This is a genomic window from Saccharopolyspora griseoalba, from assembly GCF_042665275.1.
Lineage (GTDB): Bacteria > Actinomycetota > Actinomycetes > Mycobacteriales > Pseudonocardiaceae > Saccharopolyspora > Saccharopolyspora griseoalba.
Genome location: NZ_JBHTCJ010000004.1, coordinates 126,045 through 145,122, shown reverse-complemented (window position 1 = coordinate 145,122; position 19,078 = coordinate 126,045). Strand labels below are relative to the sequence as shown.

Annotated in this window: 16 protein-coding genes; 3 read left to right on the top strand and 13 right to left on the bottom strand. The window is 71.0% G+C overall.

What is annotated here, in order from left to right:
- Positions 1-34: 34 nt before the first annotated feature.
- Positions 35-910, top strand: coding sequence for a glucose-1-phosphate thymidylyltransferase RfbA (gene rfbA, locus ACFQRI_RS09485; protein ID WP_380666728.1), 876 nt, complete (start codon positions 35-37; stop codon positions 908-910).
- Here rfbA and htpX read toward each other — a convergent pair whose 3' ends face one another.
- Positions 911-1,786 (bottom strand): zinc metalloprotease HtpX, encoded by an 876-nt coding sequence (gene htpX, locus ACFQRI_RS09480; RefSeq protein WP_380666726.1) that lies wholly within the window; start codon positions 1,784-1,786, stop codon positions 911-913.
- Between the two features lie 294 nt (positions 1,787-2,080).
- On the opposite strand from htpX, the gene ACFQRI_RS09475 reads away from it, so the two are divergent.
- Entirely contained in the window at positions 2,081-2,986 is a 906-nt protein-coding gene (locus tag ACFQRI_RS09475; protein WP_380666724.1) for a YceI family protein, read from the top strand.
- A gap of 212 nt (positions 2,987-3,198) precedes the next feature.
- On the opposite strand, the gene ddaH is transcribed toward ACFQRI_RS09475, so the two are convergent.
- Positions 3,199-4,053, bottom strand: a complete 855-nt coding sequence (ddaH, locus tag ACFQRI_RS09470) for a dimethylargininase (protein WP_380666722.1) — start codon at positions 4,051-4,053, stop codon at positions 3,199-3,201.
- 74 nt (positions 4,054-4,127) lie between these two features.
- Between ddaH and ACFQRI_RS09465 the strand changes: the two genes are divergently transcribed.
- Positions 4,128-4,574 carry an Lrp/AsnC family transcriptional regulator gene (locus ACFQRI_RS09465; protein ID WP_380666720.1) on the top strand — a complete coding sequence of 149 codons (447 nt, stop codon included), beginning with the start codon at positions 4,128-4,130 and terminating at the stop codon, positions 4,572-4,574.
- On the opposite strand, the gene ACFQRI_RS09460 is transcribed toward ACFQRI_RS09465, so the two are convergent.
- From ACFQRI_RS09460 to nuoF, 11 genes are all read right to left on the bottom strand, one after another.
- Positions 4,575-5,756 carry a sunset domain-containing protein gene (locus ACFQRI_RS09460; protein ID WP_380666718.1) on the bottom strand — a complete coding sequence of 394 codons (1,182 nt, stop codon included), beginning with the start codon at positions 5,754-5,756 and terminating at the stop codon, positions 4,575-4,577.
- Between the two features lie 129 nt (positions 5,757-5,885).
- On the bottom strand, positions 5,886-6,914 hold the full coding sequence (locus ACFQRI_RS09455; RefSeq protein WP_380666716.1) for a polyprenyl synthetase family protein: 1,029 nt from the start codon (positions 6,912-6,914) through the stop codon (positions 5,886-5,888).
- 48 nt (positions 6,915-6,962) lie between these two features.
- On the bottom strand, positions 6,963-8,531 hold the full coding sequence (nuoN, locus tag ACFQRI_RS09450) for an NADH-quinone oxidoreductase subunit NuoN (protein WP_380666714.1): 1,569 nt from the start codon (positions 8,529-8,531) through the stop codon (positions 6,963-6,965).
- A gap of 2 nt (positions 8,532-8,533) precedes the next feature.
- Positions 8,534-10,099 (bottom strand): NADH-quinone oxidoreductase subunit M, encoded by a 1,566-nt coding sequence (locus ACFQRI_RS09445; RefSeq protein ID WP_380666712.1) that lies wholly within the window; start codon positions 10,097-10,099, stop codon positions 8,534-8,536.
- Positions 10,100-10,133: 34 nt separating this feature from the next.
- A complete protein-coding gene (nuoL, locus tag ACFQRI_RS09440) occupies positions 10,134-12,119 on the bottom strand; it encodes an NADH-quinone oxidoreductase subunit L (RefSeq protein ID WP_380666710.1) in 1,986 nt (661 codons plus the stop codon).
- Positions 12,120-12,139: 20 nt separating this feature from the next.
- Entirely contained in the window at positions 12,140-12,439 is a 300-nt protein-coding gene (gene nuoK / locus ACFQRI_RS09435) for an NADH-quinone oxidoreductase subunit NuoK (RefSeq protein WP_200068963.1), read from the bottom strand.
- A complete protein-coding gene (locus tag ACFQRI_RS09430; RefSeq protein WP_380666707.1) occupies positions 12,436-13,407 on the bottom strand; it encodes an NADH-quinone oxidoreductase subunit J in 972 nt (323 codons plus the stop codon). The genes nuoK and ACFQRI_RS09430 overlap by 4 nt, the downstream gene beginning before the upstream one ends.
- Entirely contained in the window at positions 13,404-13,967 is a 564-nt protein-coding gene (gene nuoI, locus ACFQRI_RS09425; RefSeq protein ID WP_380666705.1) for an NADH-quinone oxidoreductase subunit NuoI, read from the bottom strand. The genes ACFQRI_RS09430 and nuoI overlap by 4 nt, the downstream gene beginning before the upstream one ends.
- Positions 13,954-15,267 (bottom strand): NADH-quinone oxidoreductase subunit NuoH, encoded by a 1,314-nt coding sequence (gene nuoH / locus ACFQRI_RS09420; RefSeq protein WP_380666703.1) that lies wholly within the window; start codon positions 15,265-15,267, stop codon positions 13,954-13,956. The genes nuoI and nuoH overlap by 14 nt, the downstream gene beginning before the upstream one ends.
- Positions 15,264-17,780 (bottom strand): NADH-quinone oxidoreductase subunit G, encoded by a 2,517-nt coding sequence (locus ACFQRI_RS09415; protein WP_380666701.1) that lies wholly within the window; start codon positions 17,778-17,780, stop codon positions 15,264-15,266. Before ACFQRI_RS09415 ends, nuoH begins: the two co-directional genes overlap by 4 nt.
- Positions 17,777-19,078, bottom strand: coding sequence for an NADH-quinone oxidoreductase subunit NuoF (nuoF, locus tag ACFQRI_RS09410; protein ID WP_380666699.1), 1,302 nt, complete (start codon positions 19,076-19,078; stop codon positions 17,777-17,779). Before nuoF ends, ACFQRI_RS09415 begins: the two co-directional genes overlap by 4 nt.

The window sequence follows — 19,078 nt, the reverse complement described above, 5'->3', positions numbered from 1 at the left end:
GCAGGGCGAGCACGCTCCCGGGGAAGGGGCTGCGGTGAAGGGGATCGTGCTGGCCGGTGGCAGCGGCACCCGGCTGCATCCGCTGACGCAGGCGATGTCCAAGCAGCTGATGCCGGTCTACGACAAGCCGATGGTGTACTACCCGCTGTCGGTGCTGATGCTGGCCGGCATCCGGGACGTGCTGCTGATCACCACGCCCGCGGACATGCCGCTGTTCCAGCGGCTGCTGGGCGACGGTTCGCAGTTCGGCATCCACGTCGACTACGCCGAGCAGGAGCAGCCCAACGGGCTCGCCGAGGCGTTCGTGATCGGCGCCGAGTTCATCGGCGACGACCCGGTCGCCCTGGTGCTCGGCGACAACATCTTCTACGGCCAGGGCTTCTCCCGGATCCTGCAGGACTGCGTGCGCGACCTGGACGGCTGCACGCTGTTCGGCTACCCGGTGCGCGATCCGCAGCGCTACGGCGTCGGCGAGGTCGACGCGGGCGGAAAGCTGCTGTCGATCGTGGAGAAGCCCAGCGACCCGCCGTCGAACAAGGCCATCACCGGCCTGTACTTCTACGACAACGCGGTGGTCGACATCGCCAAGGGCCTGTCCCCCTCGGCGCGCGGCGAGCTGGAGATCACCGACGTCAACATGGCCTACCTGCGCGAGGGCCGCGCGCACCTGACCGAGCTGGGCCGCGGCTTCGCCTGGCTGGACACCGGCACGCACGACTCGCTGCTGGAGGCCGGGCAGTTCGTGCAGGTCCTCGAACACCGGCAGGGCGTGCGGATCGCCTGCCTGGAGGAGATCGCGCTGCGGATGGGCTACATCTCCGCCGCCGAGTGCTACGAGCTGGGCGCCCGGCAGCAGAAGTCGGGCTACGGCGAGTACGTCATGGACATCGCCCGCAAGGCCGGGGCCTGATCACCAGCCGGGCGGAAGCTGATGCCCCGCCAGGCCCTCCAGGCGGCGCACCCGATCGTCGATCGGCGGGTGCGTGGAGAACAGCCGGGCCATCTTCTCGCCGGGCCGGAACGGGTTGGCGATCATCAGGTGCGACTGGGAGACCAGCTGCGGCTCCGGGGCCAGCGGGGCGCGCGCGGTGCCCGCCTCCAGCTTGCGCAGCGCCGAGGCCAGGGCCAGCGGGTCGCCGGTGAGCTCGGAGCCCGAGGCGTCGGCCTGGTACTCGCGGGAACGGCTCACCGCCATCTGCACCACCGCGGCCGCGACCGGGCCAAGCACCGCGACCAGCATCATCGCCAGGAAGTTCGGGCGGTCCTCGTCGTCGCCGCCGAACATGCCGAAGAACATCCCGAAGTTCGCCAGGAAGGTGACCACGCTGGCCAGCGCACCGGCGACGCTGGAGATCAGGATGTCCCGGTTGTAGACGTGCGAGAGCTCGTGGCCGAGCACCGCGCGCAGCTCGCGCTCGTCGAGCAACTCCAGGATGCCCGCGGTGCAGCACACCGCGGCGTTGCGCGGGTTGCGCCCGGTGGCGAACGCGTTCGGCGCGCGGGTGGGGCTGACGTACAGCGCGGGCATCGGCTGGCGCGCCGAGGTCGCCAGCTCCCGCACGATCCGGTACATCGCGGGCTGCTCGGCCTCCGAGACCGGCCGGGCGCGCATCGAGCGCAGCGCCAGCTTGTCCGAGTTGAAGTAGGCGTAGCCGTTCATCCCCAGCGCCACGAGCAGCGCGATGGCCAGTCCGGCCTTGCCGAAGATCGCCCCGACCAGCAGCACGAGTGCGCTCATGCCGCCGAGCAGGACCGCTGTTTTCAGCCCGTTGAAATGACCGTGCACGCTCGCCTCCGCCCGAGTCCCGATCAGCTCCGGCCGCGCGGCCCGTCCTGCCGGCGCGCGGAGCCGATCGCTTCCCGTGACCTAACCGCTCTCGTTACAGCTTCGCTCACGTTGAAGCCACCAGTGGAACGAACGAACGCGGCGACTGGTTCCGCTCACCGGATGTGCCGAGTGCAACTAACCCACCCATCGGGTGAAATTCACATTCAAATTAGGCTCTGAAAGGTCTAGCAGCATAAGCCGATTATCTTCGTCCGTTTCCCCCTCGCGGATGAAGAGCGAAAGGGATTGCACATGGTCTTCGCCAAGCTTCGCAGGCGCTTGTCCGGCGCCGATGCGGGCGTGGCGCCGCGCGGTGTCTTCGCGCTGCACCCCACACCCCTGGACAGCGGTGTGGTCACCGGGCAGGTGCACGACGAGAACGGCAACCTGCTCCCGGACGCGACCGTCAACATCACCAACCGGATGGGCCAGGTGATCGCGGAGGCGAGCACCGACTCCTACGGCGGGTTCGCGATCTCGGTGGCCCCCGGCACGCACAAGCTCTCCATCGCGGCGGGCGGTTTCCGCCGCTACAGCACCAAGCTGCAGGTCCAGGTCAACCAGCGCACGCCGCTCGGCGGGATCCAGCTGGTGGCCGACGACTCCCTGGAGCTGCCGCAGCCGGGCCGCTACCGGTTCGACCCGCTGCACACCGAAATCCGGTTCGTCGCCCAGCACATCGGGATGTCCAAGATCCACGGCCGGTTCAACGAGTTCGACGGGTTCGTCGAGGTCGCCCCGAGCTTCGAGCACTCGCGCATCGAGATGTCCATCAACACCGCCTCGGTGGACACCGGTGTGCAGATGCGCGACGACCACCTGCGCTCCGCGGACTTCTTCGACGTGGAGAACCACCCGGTGATGCACTTCCGCGGCACCCGGTTCACCCACCTGCGCGCCGACCGCTGGTCGGTGTCCGGCAGCCTGACCCTGCGGGGAAACTCCAGCCCGGTCTCGCTGAACGCGATCTACCTGGGGCAGCGGCGGTTCCAGGGCCCCGGCTTCGACAGCGACCTGCGGGTGGCCTGCCAGGCCACCACGACGCTGCGCCGCGAGGACTACGCGGTCAACTGGCAGGCCACGCTGGCCAAGGGCATCGCGGTGGTCGGCCCGACCATCGAGGTCGAGCTCGGCGTCCAGGCCGTCTTCGACCAGTGATCGACCGGGGCCGTCGCCAGGCCCCGCGGAGCTCCGGAGGACCCGCCCGTTCGCGAACATCGGGCGGACCGCCTACCGGCCCCGAGAAACGCCGGAGGGCGCTGCCTCGCGAGGCAGCGCCCTCCGGCGTTCCAACACCTCCCCGGCCTCACCCGCCCGGTGCGATCCGGAGAACCCTCGGAAGCGGCACCCGGATCGGGAGGCGATTCGGGTCAGGAGTGGATCTCCAACGTGCAGCACTTGGGGCCGCCGCCGGACTTGCGGAGCTCGGCGATGTCGACGTGGTGCACCTCGTAGCCGCGCTCGGCGAGGGCCCTGGTGAGGCCCGCGGCCTCCGGGGGCAGCACCACGTTGCGACCGTCCGAGACCCCGTTGAGCCCCAGGCAGGCCGCGTCCTCGGCGTCGGCGACGACCGCGTCCGGGAACATCCGCTCCAGCACCCGCCGCGAGCCCGCCGAGAACGCCTCCGGGTAGTAGGCGACCTGCGCGTTCGCGCCCTTCTCCAGCACGAACAGCGCCGTGTCCAGGTGGTAGTAGCGCGGGTCGACCAGGCTCAGCGAGATCACCGGGACGCCCAGCACCTCCTGCGCCTCCGAGTGCGCGGCCGGGTCGGTGCGGAAGCCGTGGCCGGCCAGCAGGAACTCGCCGGTCCAGGCGAAGTCGCCCTCGGCCTCGTTGATCCGCTCGGGCATGACCAGGTCGCGGTAGCCCCGACCGGTCAGCCAGCGGCGGAAGTGCTCGGCCTCGGCCGCGCGCTCCGGCGCGCGGAACTTCGCGCCCAGCACGCGCCCGCCGATGACCGTCGCCGAGTTGGCCGCGAAGACCATGTCCGGCAGTCCCGGCTGCGGCTCGACGACCTCGACGGTGTGGCCGAGGCGCTCGTAGGTGCTCTTCAGCTCGGTCCACTGGGCCAGCGCCAGCCGGGAATCCACCGGGGCCGAGGGGTCCATCCACGGGTTGATCGAGTACTCGACGGCGAAGTGCTCGGGCGGGCACATCAGGAAGTGCCGCGGGGTGGCCTGCTTGGGGGAGCGCGTCTCGGCACGTTCGGCCGCAATAACCGTCATGAATCGAAATCTAAATCCTAACTTGACCGATCATCAACGCTGCTCCGTTCGCCACGTGCGGCAGAATGTTGCGTATGGACGCCTTGGATCAACGGATCGTTTCGCACCTGGTCACCGACGCCAGGGCCAGCTACGCGGAGATCGGATCGGACATCGGGCTTTCCGCCCCGGCGGTCAAGCGCCGGGTCGACAAGCTGCTGGACCAGGGCGTGCTGCAGGGCTTCACCGCCGTGGTCGACCCGGAGGCGCTGGGCTGGGGGACCGAGGCGTTCGTCGAGGTGCACTGCAGCGGCAACGTGCCGGCGCACCGCATCCGCAGCGGCCTGGAGCCGCTGCCCGAGGTCGTGGCCGCCTACACCGTCTCCGGCCAGGCGGACGCGATCGTGCACCTGCGCGCCGCCGACATCCACCACCTGGAGGAGGCCATGGAGCGGCTGCGCTCGGTGGAGTTCGTCAGCCGCACGGTGTCGACGGTCGTGCTCTCCCGGCTGCTGGAGCGCCAGCCCCAGCAGTCCGGCTGATCAGCGCCGACCGCCGTGCCACGGGGCGAACCCCGCGGTCTCGGCGTCGGCCGGGGTGCGGAACCAGACGTCGGCGACGATCTCGTCGTACTGCGGCGAGTCCGGGCTGTGGTACTGCCGCGAGGCCGAGTGGCCCTTGATCATCGGCCCGTTGCCCACGACCTCCCTGCCGGGGTGCGGGTGCGCGCCCGGCGTGCGCCGGGGCAGGTCCGCTTGCTCGTCGAGGTTCTCGGCGGGCTGGATGTTCGCCGGACCGCCGGTGCCCGGCTCCTCGGAGCGCCGCTTCGGCGCCTCGGCGCGCTGCCGCAGCGCCTCCGGGATGCGCGGCTCGACCTGCGGTGCCCCGCTCTCGGCGGACGGCGTGCGCCGGGGCAGCTCCTCGGCCTGGCCCGGCAGGTTCAGATCGCCGCTGACCTGCGACGCCCCGTGCTCGGGTTCCTCGCGGGGGATCTTGGGCAGCACCGAGGTGGCATCGGCGCCGACCGGCGGGATGTAGCCGGTCTCGCCCGCCGGGTTGCCGCCCTCGACGGGCGCGAACAGCGAGCGCAGCTGGCCGGAGAGGTCGTCGCCGCGCTCCTCCGGCTGCTGCTCGGTCGGCTCGTCCACCGGGGTCTCGCGCGCGGTGTCCGGCTCGGCGTCGGCCACCCGCGGCTGCACGGCGGTGACCGCCGGATCCGGTTCGGGCTCCTCGGCGACCTGCTCCTCCTCCCAGCGGCGGAACCAGGTGTTGCCGGTCGGCGCGGGCTGCTCGGCCGGGACCTCGGGCTGCGGCGGGGCCTCGGCGGGCACCCACGGGCGCTGCGGGCTGCGCTCGAACTCCGCGAGGGTGGGCTCGTTGCCCGCGATCGGCTCCGGCTCGGCCTCCCGAACCGGCTCGGGCGCGGGCACGTAGGCGCGGGGGGCCGCGGGCGGCTGCTCGGCGAGCAGGTCCAGCGGCCCCTCCGGCTCCTCGAGGTCGCGGTCCCGGCGGTCGTCGAAGTCGTGCTCGACGTGGTCGGGTTCGAAGCGGTCGTCGTAGACCGGCTCGTCGTAGTAGGCCTGCTCGTAGTACACCTGCTCGGCGAGGGCGTGCTTGAGCCGGTGCCGCGCGGGCCGGACGAACAGCAGCCAGGTCATCAACGCGCCCAGCGCGAACGAGGCGAGGCTCCACAGCCACACCTGGGTGAACAGCCAGGTGATCACGACACGTCCCTCCTAAGGGCTCCGGCAGCGCCGCCCGTACCCCGGATACCTATCACTCCACACCGGCGTCGAACACGGTTTTGTCGTCCTCGTGACGCGCACGGCACCTTCTCGACAGGCCCACCGGGCTCAGCCGGTGCGCGCCACCACGTAGTCGACCAGGGCGGACAGGGCCTCGCGGGCCGCGTTGTCCGGCAACGAGGCCAGCTCCTTGCGCGCGTCGTCGGCGTACTCCTGCAGGGTGGCGCGGGTGCGCTCCAGGCCGCCGGAGGCGCGCAGCAGCTCCAGGGCCTCCTCGACCTCGGAATCCCGCTCCAGCGGACGACCCAGCAGGTCGCGCAGCCGCGGATCGGTGTCCGGATCGGCCAGGGCGTAGAGCATCGGCAGCGTCTTGACGCCCTCGCGCAGGTCGGTGCCCGGGGTCTTGCCGGACTCGTCGGTGGGCGAAGCGATGTCGATGATGTCGTCGGAGATCTGGAAGCCGATCCCCAGCAGCTTGCCGATGCGCTCCAGCGACTCGATGACCGCCTGATCGGCCCCGGAGAACCAGGCGCCGAAGCGGCCCGCGGTGGCGATCAGCGAACCGGTCTTCTCGTAGATCACCCGGAGGTAGGCCTCCACGGCGTCCTCGCCCGCGCCGACGCCCTCGGTCTCCCGCATCTGCCCGGTGACCAGCGCCTCGAAGGTCGCCGCCATCCGGCGGACCGCCTCGGCGCCGAGGTCGGCGATGAGCTGGGAGGCCTTGGCGAACAGGAAGTCGCCGGTGAGGATCGCCACGGAGTTGTCCCAGCGGGCGTTGGCGCTGGTCGCGCCGCGCCGCATGGTCGCCTCGTCCATCACGTCGTCGTGGTAGAGCGTGGCCAGGTGGATCATCTCCACCACCGCACCGGACTTGATCACCGCTTCCTCGGCGGGGTCCCCGAACTGGGCGGCCAGCAGGGTGAACAGCGGCCGGAACCGCTTGCCGCCCGCGTCCACCAGGTGCAGCGAGGTGCGCGTGGCGAAGTCGAGCTCGCTCTGCACCAGGTCGTGCAGCATCGACTCGACGCGGGCCAAGCCCTGCTTGACCGAGTCGGCCAACTCCGCGTCGGTGATCTGGAAATCACCCGATCCACCCGCGGTCAGTTCGCCGACCGGGTCCTCCGCTGACCTGCTCACCGTCACGCTCGCCCTTCGCTCCCCCGCGTCGTCCTACGGGCGTGCACTCTACGACACGAAGCCACCCGCGTTCGCCCAGTCCAGTGCCAACGTGGGAAGCACGCCCAGCAGCAGGGTCACCACCACGCCCAGCGTGATCGCCGCCGTGGTGAACGCACCGGGCACGCTGACGGTGGGTCCGTCCGCCTCCGGTTCCTGGAAGTGCATCAGCACGATCACGCGGAGGTAGAAGAACGCCGCGACCGCGCTGGCCACCAGCGCCACGACCACCAGCGGCGCCATCCCGTCGGTCAGCGCGGCCTCGAAGACCACGAACTTCCCGACGAAACCGCTGGTCATAGGGATGCCGGCGAGGGCGAGCAGCAGGAAGGTGAAGGTCCAGGCGACCAGCGGGGAGCGCTTGGCCAGCCCCGCCCAGTCCGAGAGGTGAGTTGCCTCACCGTCGGCCCGGCGGACCAGGCTGATCACGCCGAACACGGCGATCGTGGTGAAGCCGTAGGCCAGCAGGTAGAACAGCGTGGCCGCCAGCCCGCGGTCGGTCAGCGCGACCGAGCCGAGCAGCATGAACCCGGCGTGCGCCACCGAGGAGTAGGCGATCATCCGCTTGATGTCCCGCTGGGTCAGGCCCAGCACCACGCCGATGGCCATCGAGGCGACCGCGATCGCCCAGACCACGCCCTGCCACTCCCAGCTGGAGGCCTCGAAGGCGACCTGCAGCACGCGCAGGATCCCGCCGAAGGCCGCGACCTTGGTGCAGGCGGCCATGAAGCCGGTCACCGAGGTCGGCGCGCCCTGGTAGACGTCCGGGGTCCACGTGTGGAACGGGCCGACCGACGCCTTGAACATCAGGCCGATCAGCAGCATCGCCAGCCCGGCGAACAGCAGCGTGTCCGAGCGCTGGCTGCCCGCGGTGGCGTCGGCGATGGCCGCCAACTTCACCGAACCGGCGTAGCCGTAGAGCAGGGCCAAGCCGTACAGGAAGAACGCGGAGGCGAACGCGCCGAGCAGGAAGTACTTCATCGCCGATTCCTGCGAGAGCAGCCGACGCCGCTTGGCCAGCCCGCACATCAGGTACAGCGGGAGGCTCAGCACCTCCAGGGCGATGAACATGGTCAGCAGGTCGTTGGCCGCGCAGAACACCATCATCCCGCCGAGGGAGAACAGGGCGAGCGGGAAGACCTCCGTGCGCATCCCGGCCACGCCCGCCGCGGCGCGGCTCATCGTGCCCGGCCCCTCGGAGGGCACCGACTCGGCGACGAACGCACCGCCCGGCTCCACCGAGCGGTCGGCGATGAGCAGCAGCGCGGCCAGGCTCAGCGCCAGCAGCGTGCCCCACAGGAACAGCGTCGGCGGGTCGATCGCCAGCGAGTCCGACAGGGTCGTCACCCCGGTGCCGCCCGCGCGGGCGTGCACCGCGAGCGCCACGCCGGCGACCACCACGGCGAGCAGGCTCAGACCGACCTGGACCGACCAGCGCTGGTGCCGCGGCAGGAACGTCTCGACCAGGATCGCCAGGCAGGCGGCGCCGAGGATGATCAGCAGCGGTGCGATCGCGCCGTAGTCGATCGGCGGCACCTCGACCGTCTGCTGGGTCCGGAAGCCCTCTACGAGGAACACTTTCAGCTACCTCCCTGCGAGGTGACGCCTGCTTCGGTCATGGTCGCCTCGACCGACGGGCCGACCGCGTCGAGCACCGGCTGCGGGTAGAAGCCCAGCCCGATCACCAGCACGACCAGCGGGGCCAGCACCACGATCTCCCGGGTGTTCAGGTCGCCCATCCGGAGCCGGTGCGCGCCTTCCCGGTTCGGGTCGGCCACCGCGCCCGGACCGCCCGCGGTGCCCAGCAGCGCGTCCCCGCGCACCGGGCCCTGCATGGTGCGCTGGTAGAGCCACAGCACGTAGACCGCGGCCAGCACCATGCCGACGGTGGCCAGCGCGGTGTACACCGGGCGGGTCTCGAACGAGCCGATGAGCACCAGGAACTCGCTGACGAACGAGTTGGTGCCGGGCAGCGACAGGGTGCTCAGGCCCGCGATGAGCAGGCAGCCGGCCAGCAGCGGCGCGACCTTGGCCATGCCGCCGTAGTCGGCGATCCGGGTGGATCCGCCGCGGGCGACCACCATGCCGATGACCAGGATCAGCATCCCGGTGGCGATGCTGTGGTTGACCATGTAGGACACCGCGCCGACGTGCGCCTGCGTGGTGAACGCGAAGATGCCCAGCGCGATGAAGCCGAAGTGCGCGATGGACACGTAGGCGATGAACCGCTTGAGGTCGGTCTGCCCGAAGGCCTGCAGCGAGCCGTAGAGCACCCCGAGCACCGCCAGCACCAGCACCAGCGGCGCGAGGTACTGGGAGGCCGCCGGGGTCAGCGGCAGGCTGTAGCGCAGGAACCCGAAGGTGCCGACCTTGTCCAGCACGCCGACCACGATCACCGCCACCCCGATCGGGGCCTGCTCGGCGGCGTCCGGCAGCCACGTGTGGAACGGGATCAGCGGCGCCTTGATCGCGAACGCGGTGAAGAAGCCGAGGAACAGCCAGATCTGCACGCTCAGCGGCGCCTCGGCCAGGATCGGCTGGAGCTTGGCCCAGTCGAACGTGCCCCGCCCGGTGACCTGCGCGCTGTAGGAGAACGCGCCGATGGCCGCCGCCAGCATGATCAGGCCGCCGAGGAACGAGTACAGGAAGAACTTCACCGCGGCGTACGTGCGCTTCGCACCGCCGTAACCGCCGATGAGGAAGTACATCGGGATCAGCATGATCTCGAAGAGCACGTAGAACAGGAACACGTCGGTCGCGGCGAAGACCGCGATGGTCAGCGCCTGCTCGAGCAGCAGCAGCGCGAAGAACCCGCCGTGCGTGCGGCCCTCGGGCAGCCGCTCGCCCCAGCTGTAGCCGAGCACCAGCGGGGTCAGCACCGCGATGATCGCGATCATCACCAGCGCGATGCCGTCCACGCCCAGGGCGAAGTTGATGTCGAAGGACGGGATCCACGGCACCGAGCTGGTCAGCTGCAGCCGCGGGCCCGCCGGGTCGTAGGCGAACCAGGTCGCCGCGGCCAGCACGACCTCGACGAGCGAGATGCCGAGCGCGGTCCACTTCGCGGCGGTGGCGTTGCCGCGCAGCAGCGCCACCACCACCGACCCGGCGATCGGCAGCAGCACCAGCGCGAGGAGCAGGGTCATCGGTTCGCCTCCCGGATCTCCCGGACGTGCCTGGTCATGACGGGATCCCCACGGCCATCAGGGCGGCGAGCACGAAGACGCCGCCGAAGAGCATGGACAGGGCGTAGGACCGGACGAAACCGGTCTGCCAGCGGCGCAACCAGCTGGAGCCGACGGTCAGCAGCGCCGCGACGCCGGTGACCGCGCCGTCCACGCCCTTCCGGTCGACGGTCACCAGCCCGCGGGTGAGGCCGAAGGCGGGCCGCACCGCGAGGAGGTCGTTGAGCTTGTTGCCGCCGAGGTCGGCGCGGGCCGCGGCCACCACCGGCGAGACCCGCTGCGGGCGCTGCACCGGAACGGCCTTGCGGCCCACCAGCAACCAGGCCGCCAGCACGCCGAGCGCGGAGAGCCCCACGGTCAGCACCGGGATCGCCGCGTGCGGCAGGACGGTGTGCTCCGCCTCCTGCAGCTCGCCGAGCGAGGGCGAGAGGAAGGACACCAATCGGTCGCCGCCGGCGAAGAACATGCCCGCGCCGACCGAGCCGACCGCGAGCACGATCATCGGGGCGGTCATGATGCTCGGCGACTCGTGCGGGTGGAAGTCCTCGCCGTTTGCGGCCTTGAGGTTCTGCCAGCGCTTCTCGCCGAAGAACGTCATCAGCACCAGGCGGGTCATGTAGAACGCGGTCAGCGCCGCGCCGAGCACCGCGGCACCGCCGAAGACCCAGCCGCGCCAGCCCTCCTGGCCGAAGGCCGCCTCGATGATGGCGTCCTTGGAGTAGAAGCCGGACAGGAACGGGAAGCCGATCAGCGCCAGGTAGCCCAGCCCGAAGGTGGCGAAGGTGATCGGCATGTAGCGCGCGAGGCCGCCGAACTTGCGCATGTCGACCTCGTCGTGCATCCCGTGCATCACCGAACCGGCGCCGAGGAACAGCCCGGCCTTGAAGAAGCCGTGGGTGAGCAGGTGCATGATGCCCAGCGCGTAGCCGGCCGGGCCGAGCCCGACGGCCAGCATCATGTAGCCGATCTGGCTGACCGTGGAGTAGGCCAGCACCTTCTTGATGTCGTCGTAGGCGCAGCCGATGACGCAACCGACCAGCAGCGTCACCGCGCCGACGATCGTCACCGCCAGCTGACCGCCCGGGGACAGCGAGAACAGCGGGTTGGCGCGGGCGATCAGGTAGACGCCCGCGGTGACCATGGTCGCGGCGTGGATGAGCGCCGAGACCGGGGTCGGGCCCTCCATCGCGTCCGGCAGCCACGCCTGCAGCGGGACCTGGCCGGACTTGCCGCAGGCGCCCAGCAGGAGCAGCAGCGTGATGGCCAGCAGCACGCCCGGCGAGAGCTCGCCGGCGCGCGCGAAGACCTCGGCGTACTGGGTGGTTCCGAGGTTCGCGAACAGCAGGAAGATCGCCAGCGCCAGACCGACGTCGCCGACGCGGTTCATCACGAAGGCCTTCGTCGCCGCCGCGGCCGCCGAGGGCCGGTGCTGCCAGAACCCGATCAGCAGGTAGGAGGCCAGGCCGACGCCCTCCCAACCGAGGTAGAGCGTCACGAAGCCGTTGCCCAGCACCAGGACCAGCATCGCGGCCACGAACAGGTTCAGGTAGGCGAAGAACCGCCGGCGCTCGGTGTTCGCCGAGCCGGCGCGACCCAGCTGGTCGTGCTCCATGTAGCCGATCGAGTACAGGTGGATCAGCGAGCCGACGCCGGTGATCAGCAGGACGAACACCATCGACAGCGGGTCCAGCCGCAGCCCGAAGTCGACCTGCAGCGTCTCCACCGGGATCCAGGCGAACAGGTGGAGCTCCCGCACCGCCGAGCCCTCCGGGGCGCCGGCGACCGAGGAGAACAGCCACAAGCCGTAGGCGAAGGCGCCGATCACCGTGGCGCAGCCGAGGACGTGACCCCAACCGTTGGCCCGTCGCCCGGCCAGCAGCAGCACCAGCGCCCCGGCCAGCGGCAGCGCCACGAGCAGCCACGCGTTCTGCTGGGCGGCGCCGGCCGCCGGTTCGGCTCCCTGCAACGCGGTTTGCAACATTGCCGTCACCACGCGCCCTCTCAGTACTTGAGCAGGTTGGCGTCATCGACCGAGGCCGAGCGACGCGTCCGGAAGATCGACATGATGATGGCCAGTCCGACCACCACTTCGGCCGCCGCGACGACCATCACGAAGAAGGCCATGACCTGCCCGTGCACCGATCCCTCGATGCGCGCGAAGGTCACCAGCGTCAGGTTGACCGCGTTGAGCATCAGCTCCACGCACATGAACACCACGATGGCGTTGCGCCGCACCAGGACGCCGACCGCGCCGATGGAGAACAGCAGCGCCGACAGCAGCAGGTAGTAGGTCGGGGTCACCGGTGGACCTCCTCGACTGGCTCGGCCCCGTCAGCGGTTCCGCGGCCGTTGCCGTTGGTGGGCATCGGGATGTCCGGCCCGCCGGCCACCTCGGGCTGCTCGCCGGACTTCCCGCCCGGCTGCTCGGGCAGCGGCTGATCGGAGTGATCGGTCAGCGCGTGCGCGTCCGGCTGCCCGCCGGGGAGGGCCTCCTCCTCGGCGATCGCCCTGCGCTCCTCGGCGAGCTCCTCGGCGGGGAGGTTCTGCAGCAGCTCGGACAGCGACTCCGGGGCCACCGAGCCGTCCGGCAGCAGAGCCGGAACGGCCACCGAGTTGGCGGTGGCGTACACGCCCGGGCCGGGCAGCGGCGAGGAGCGGTCGCTGCGGAAGCGCGCCTTGGCCCGCTCCTTCTGGCTCAACCGCGGGCCGCGGCCCTTGCCGCCGTAGGCCAGCACCATCGCGCCGACCGACGCGGTGATCAGCAGCGCCGAGGTCAGCTCGAACGGGAACAGGTACTCGGTGAAGATCAGCCGGCCGAGGCCGCCCGCACCACCGCCGGCCGGCGACCAGGGGTCCAGCGGAGCGGCAGCGGTGACCTCGGTCAGCGACCGGGCCAGCCCGGCGGCCAGCAGCACCGCCAGCCCGATGCCGCCCAGCCCGGCCCAGAGGCGTTGCCCGCGCAGGACTTCCACCACCGAGTCCGACGAATCGCGGCCGACCATCATCAGCACGAACAGGAACAGCATCATGATCGCGCCGGTGTAGACGATGATCTGGGTGAAGCCCAGGAACTGCGCGCTCTGCCCCATGTAGAGCACGCCCAGGCACAGCATCGTCAGCACCAGCCACAGCGCGGAGTGCACCGCGTTGCGGGCGAAGACCATGCCCAGCGCGCCCACCAGGGACAGCGGGCCGAGGATCCAGAACAGCACCGCCTCCCCGGTGCCCACCACGTCACCCTGCTGCGCCAGTACGAAACCGGTGCTCATCTGGCCTCCTCGGGACCGGACTCGACCGTCTCGTCCGCCGGGACCCCGCGCTGCCGGGCGAGCTCGGGCCCGCGGACGTAGTAGTCCTGCTCGTCCTCGCCGAGCCGCATCGGATGCGGCGGCTGCTCCATTCCCGGCAGCAGCGGCGCGAGCATGTCTTCCTTGGTGTAGATCAGGTCCTGCCGGTTGTCGTCGGCCGTCTCGTACTCGTTGGTCATCGTCAGCGCCCGCGTCGGGCACGCCTCGATGCACAACCCGCAGCCGATGCAGCGCAGGTAGTTGATCTGGTAGTCCTTGCCGTAGCGCTCGCCCGGGGAGTAGCGGGCCTCCTCGGTGTTGTCCCCGCCCTCCACGAAGATCGCGTCGGCGGGGCACGCCCAGGCGCACAGCTCGCAGCCCACGCACTTCTCCAGCCCGTCCGGGTGCCGGTTGAGCTGGTGGCGCCCGTGGAACCGGGGCGCGGGGACCTTCTTGACCTCCGGGTACTCCTCGGTGACCACCTTCTTGAACATCGTCGAGAAGGTGACGCCGAAGCCCTTGATCGGATCAAACATGCCCATGGGGCGCCTCCTCGCCTTCCGCGAGCTCGCGGCCGGAGCCGGCCGGCACCGGGGTGTCGGACTCCGAGGTGCACTGCCGCGGCGTCTTCGGGACTTCGAGGTCGATCGGCGGCACCGGGAAGCCGCTGCCCGCCATCGGCACCTCGTCGGCGTCCTCCGGCGGCTTGCGGTCCGGGATCAGGAAGGCCGCCGCGACCAGGATCGCGATCACGATCGCCCCGCCGATGAGGAACTGCTGCGCGGTGACCTGCTCGGCGTTGCGCACCGCGCGGATGATGATCACCGCGGTGATCCAGACCAGGCTCAGCGGGACCAGGATCTTCCAGCCGATGTCCATGAACTGGTCGTAGCGCAGCCGGGGCAGCGTGCCGCGCAGCCACACGAAGAAGAACAGGAACGCGACCGTCTTGCCGAGGAACCACAGCACCGGCCACCAACCGGTGTTGAGCACCCCGTCGCCGATCAGCGACAGCGGCCACGGCGCGTGCCACCCGCCCAGGAAAAGCGTGGTCGCCAGCGCCGAGACGGTGACCATGTTGATGTACTCGGCGAGGAAGAACAGCGCGAACTTCAGCGACGAGTACTCCGTGTGGAAGCCGCCGACCAGCTCGGACTCGGCCTCGGGGAGGTCGAACGGGGCGCGGTTGGTCTCGCCGACCATGGACACCACGTAGACGGCGAAGCTGAACGGCAGCAGCAGGAAGAACCAGCCGTTCTCCTGGGCCTCGACGATGCCCGCGGTGGACAGCGTGCCCGCGTACAGGATGACCGCGATGAACGACAGGCCCATCGCGATCTCGTAGGAGATCACCTGCGCCGCCGAGCGCAGCGAGCCCAGCAGCGGGTACGGCGAACCGGAGGCCCAGCCGGCCAGCACGATGCCGTAGACCCCGATCGAGGCGCTGGCCAGCACGACCAGCAGGCCGACCGGCAGATCCACCAGCTGCAGCGCGGTGCGCTCGCCGAAGATCGTGACCTCGGGGCCGATCGGGATCACCGAGAACGCCACCAGCGCGGGCGTGGCCGAGATGACCGGGGCCAGGAAGTACACCCACTTGTCGGCCAGGACCGGGCGGATGTCCTCCTTGAACGCCAGCTTCAAGCCGTCGGCCAGGGACTGCAGCATGCCGAACGGGCCCGCCCGGTTCGGCCCCGGGCGGTGCTGCATCCGGCCGATGACGCGGCGCTCGGCCCAGATCGTCAGCAGCGTCATCACCACCAGGAAGGCGAAGATCGCCACGACCTTGATCAGGATCAGCCAGATCGGGTCGTCGGCGAGGACCTCGGCGGTTCTGGTCATGCGTTCCCCCCTCGGTGGGCAGGGGCGTGGCCGTTGCACTCGGGTCCGGCCGCGGGGGCCGGGGCGATGTCCACCAGCGAGCCGTGACCGGCGCCGAGCGCCGAGCGCACCCGCGACGGCCCGGAGTCCGCGGGGACCCACACCACGTCGTCGGGCATCTCGGCGATCTCGGCGGGCAGCACGATCGCGCCCCGCTCGGTGCGGAGCTCCAGGCGCTGGCCCTCGGAGATCTCGGCGCGCTGCGCGGTGGCCCGCGAGAGCATCGCGACGCGGCTGCGCGCGGTGCCCGCCAGGTTCGGTTCCTCGGCCTGCAGCGAACCGTTGTCCAGCAGCTGGCGCCAGGTGGCCAGCACGGCTCGGCCGGGTCCGGGCCGCGGCGCGTGCAGGACCGGCTCGTCGGGCCCGGCGGTGCGCCCGCCGACGTGGGTGCCGAGCTTGCGCAGCTCGGCGACCGCGGCGGCCGGGGTCTGGGTGAACAGGTCGACGTCCATCTCGACGGCCAGCGTGTCCAGCACCCGGCAGTCCGGCAGGGCGCCGGTCCCGTCGATGGTGGTGCTGAACTCGCGGCGGCGGCCCTCCCAGTTGAGGTAGCTGCCGTTCTTCTCCACCGCCGGGGCGATCGGCAGCACCACGTCGGCGTGCTCGGTCGCCGCGCTCGGCCGGAGCTCCAAGCTGACCACGAAACCCGCCTCGCGCAAGGCCTTCTCGGCCAGCGCGGGATCGGGCAGGTCGCCCGGGTCGACCCCGCCGACGACCAGTCCGGAGAGCTCGCCGGCCGCGGCCGCCGCGACGATCGCGTTCAGGTCGCGCCCGCTGGTCGCGGGCAGCGAACCGGGCAGCAGCCCCCAGATGCGCTCCACGTCGGTGCGCGCGGCCTCGTCGACCACCGGGCGGGCACCGGGCAGCAGGGTGGGCAGCGCGCCCGCCTCCAGGGCGCCGCGCTCACCCGCCCGGCGCGGGATCCAAGCCACCCGGGAACCGGTGCGCTGCGAGGTGCGCAGCACCTCGGAGAACAGGCCGGGGACCTCGGCGGCGCGCTCGCCGACCAGCAGCACCGCGCCCTGCCCGCGCAGCGCCTCGTCCACCTCGGCGGGCAGGCTCTGCAGCGCGGCCGCCTCCCCGCCCGGCACGCAGGGCACCAGCGAACCGGTGCGGACCGGCCCCCCGCTGTGGGTGATCACGGTCGTCTTGTCCACGCCGGGCGAGTTCCGCGACGAGACGTGGAAGACCGCGGTGCTGCCCTTGCGGGCGGCCTTGCGCAGCCGCAGGAAGACGATCGGCGACTCCTCCTCCGGCTCGAAGCCCACGCACACCACGGCCGGCGCGGCCTCCAGGTCGGCGTAGGTGACGCCGTCGGCGGGGGCGACCCCGGCCACCGCGGACTCCAGGAAGCGCAGCTCCTCGTCGGAGTGCGGCCGGGCGCGGAAGTCGATGTCGTTGGTGCGCAGCGCTACCCGCGCGAACTTGGCGTAGGCGTAGGCGTCCTCGGCGGTGAGGCGACCGCCGGGCAGCACGCCGACCCCGCCGGAGTCGCGGGCGGCGATCAGGCCGCTGGCCGCGGTCTGCAGCGCCTCGGTCCAGGAGGACTCGCGGAGCTCGCCGTCCTCCCCGCGCACCAGCGGCCGGGTGATCCGATCACCGGCGGTGGCGTAGCGGAAGGCGAAGCGGCCCTTGTCGCAGATCCACTCCTCGTTGACCTCCGGGTCGTCGCCGGCCAACCGGCGCATCACCTTGCCGCGCCGCCAGTCCGTGCGGATCTCGCAGCCCGAGGCGCAGTGCTCGCACTGCCCCGGCGTGGAGACCAGGTCGAAGGGCCGGGAGCGGAACCGGTAGGCGGTGCTGGTCAGCGCCCCGACCGGGCAGATCTGGATGGTGTTGCCGGAGAAGTAGGACTGGAAGGGCTGCTGCTCGCCGATGCCGATCTGCTGCACCGCGCCGCGCTCCAGCAGCTCGATGAACGGGTCGCCCGCGATCTCCTTGGAGAACCGGGTGCAGCGCTGGCAGAGCACGCAGCGCTCGCGGTCCAGCAGGACCTGGTCGGAGATCGGCACCGGCTTGGCGAAGGTCCGCTTGGTGTCCCGGAAGCGGGAGTCCGCGCGACCGTGCTTGAGCGCCTGGTTCTGCAGCGGGCACTCGCCGCCCTTGTCGCAGACCGGGCAGTCCAGCGGGTGGTTGATCAGCAGCAGCTCCATCACGCCCTGCTGCGCCTTGTCCGCGACCTGCGAGGTCTTCTGCGTCTTGACCACCATCCCGTCGGCGACGGTGATGGTGCAGGAGGCCTGCGGCTTCGGCATCGCCCGGCCGTTGACCTCGACCTCGACCAGGCACTGCCGGCACGCCCCCGCGGGGTCGAGCAGCGGGTGATCGCAGAACCGCGGGATGGTGATGCCCATCCGCTCGGCGGTGCGGATCAGCAGCTCGCCCTTGGGCGCGTCGATCTCGATCCCGTCGATGGTCAGCCGGACGTGATCCTCCGGGACCGGGCGGGTTTCAGCTTCTGGTGCCACCGTCATCGGGCCGCTCCAACCAGTTCCGGCGCGGACTTGTCGTTGCTGTCGCACAGCGCGAGGAACTCCTCGCGGAAGTACTGGATGCCGCTGGTGATCGGGCTGACCGCGCCGTCGCCGAGGGCGCAGAACGAGCGGCCGAAGATGTTGTCGCAGACGTCCAGCAGGGTGTCGATGTCCTCCTCGGTGCCGCGGCCCTCGACCATCCGCTCGAGGACCTGGGCCAGCCAGAAGGTGCCCTCGCGGCAGGGCGTGCACTTGCCGCAGGACTCGTGCTCGTAGAACTGGGTCCACTTCATGACCGCCCACGGCACCGAGACGGTCTCGTTGAACACCTGGACCGCGGTGGTGCCCAGCATCGAGCCGGCCTCGGCGGCGCCCTCGAAGTCCAGCGGCACGTCGAGGTGCTCGGCGGTGAACAGCGGGGTGGACGAGCCGCCGGGGGTCCAGAACTTCAGCGGCACCCCGTCCTTCATGCCCCCGGCCAGCTCCAGCAGCTGGCGCAGCGTGGTGCCCATCGGCGCCTCGTACTGGCCGGGGCGCTCCACGTGCCCGGAGATCGAGTAGATCTTCGGGCCGGGCGACTTCTCCGAGCCCATCTGGCGGAACCAGTCCGAACCGCCGTTGACCACGAACGGCACCGAGGCGATGGTCTCCACGTTGTTCACCGTGGTCGGGCAGGCGTAGAGGCCCGCAGCGGCGGGGAACGGCGGCTTGAGCCGCGGTTGGCCGCGCTTGCCCTCCAGCGAGTCCAGCAGCGCGGTCTCCTCGCCGCAGATGTAGGCGCCCGCCCCGGCGTGCACCACGATGTCCAGGTCGAACCCGGACCCCAGGATGTCCTCGCCGAGGTAGCCCGCCTGGTAGGCCTCGCGGACGGCGTGCTGCAGCCGCCGCATCGGGTGCAGCGCCTCGCCCCGCACGTAGATCATGCAGTGGTTGGCGCGCATCGCGTACGAGGCGATGATGCAGCCCTCGATCAGCGAGTGCGGGTCGGCCATCATCAGCGGGATGTCCTTGCACGTCCCGGGTTCGCCCTCGTCGGCGTTGATGACCAGGTAGTGCGGCTTGGTCGGCTCCTTGGGCATGAAGCCCCACTTGACCCCGGCCGGGAATCCCGCGCCTCCGCGCCCGCGCAGGCCGGATGCCTTGACCAGCTCGATCAGCTGGTCCGGGTGGGCCCGCAGCGCCTTGCGGACGGCGGTGTAGCCCTCCAGCTGCTCGTAGGTGCGCAGCTGCCAGGCGTTCGGCGACAACCACCGCTTGGTCAGGACCGGGGTCACCGGGCTGATGGCGGGTTCGGTCAT

Coding starts and splice junctions, on each gene's coding strand:
- ACFQRI_RS09475 (WP_380666724.1), top strand. CDS start 2,081: ATGGTCTTCGCCAAGCTTCGCAGGCGCTTGTCCGGCGCCGATGCGGGC.
- ddaH (WP_380666722.1), bottom strand. CDS start 4,053: ATGACGGTTATTGCGGCCGAACGTGCCGAGACGCGCTCCCCCAAGCAG.
- ACFQRI_RS09465 (WP_380666720.1), top strand. CDS start 4,128: ATGGACGCCTTGGATCAACGGATCGTTTCGCACCTGGTCACCGACGCC.
- ACFQRI_RS09445 (WP_380666712.1), bottom strand. CDS start 10,099: ATGACCCTGCTCCTCGCGCTGGTGCTGCTGCCGATCGCCGGGTCGGTG.
- nuoL (WP_380666710.1), bottom strand. CDS start 12,119: ATGTTGCAAACCGCGTTGCAGGGAGCCGAACCGGCGGCCGGCGCCGCC.
- ACFQRI_RS09430 (WP_380666707.1), bottom strand. CDS start 13,407: ATGAGCACCGGTTTCGTACTGGCGCAGCAGGGTGACGTGGTGGGCACC.
- nuoI (WP_380666705.1), bottom strand. CDS start 13,967: ATGGGCATGTTTGATCCGATCAAGGGCTTCGGCGTCACCTTCTCGACG.
- nuoH (WP_380666703.1), bottom strand. CDS start 15,267: ATGACCAGAACCGCCGAGGTCCTCGCCGACGACCCGATCTGGCTGATC.
- ACFQRI_RS09415 (WP_380666701.1), bottom strand. CDS start 17,780: ATGACGGTGGCACCAGAAGCTGAAACCCGCCCGGTCCCGGAGGATCAC.
- nuoF (WP_380666699.1), bottom strand. CDS start 19,078: ATGACCGAACCCGCCATCAGCCCGGTGACCCCGGTCCTGACCAAGCGG.